The organism is Streptomyces sp. NRRL F-5126 (assembly GCF_000721265.1).
Classification (GTDB): domain Bacteria; phylum Actinomycetota; class Actinomycetes; order Streptomycetales; family Streptomycetaceae; genus Streptomyces.
In genome coordinates, this window is the sequence record NZ_JOFZ01000151.1 from 1 (window position 1) to 247 (window position 247).

A 247-nucleotide genomic window follows, 5' to 3' on the forward strand; every position below is an offset into this window, starting at 1 on the left:
CCGAGATACGGCACGTCACCAGCCACATCCTGCGCCTCCTCCAACACTGGCTCACCGACGAGCGCCTCACCGACACCCAACTCGTCATCCTCACCCACCGCGCCAACGCCATCCACGACGGCGAAGACATCACCTCCCTCGCCCAGAGCACCCTCACCGGCCTCCTGCGCACCGCCCAAGCCGAACACCCCCACCACTTCCGCCTCCTCGACATCGACCACAACCCCACCACCCTCCACGCCATCCC

Annotated in this window: 1 protein-coding gene; it reads left to right on the forward strand. The window is 67.2% G+C overall.

Annotation, left to right across the window (positions count from 1 at the left end; translation table 11 throughout):
* A partial coding sequence (locus IH48_RS34125; RefSeq protein WP_037844332.1) for a SpnB-like Rossmann fold domain-containing protein occupies window positions 1-247 on the forward strand: 247 nt, incomplete at both ends.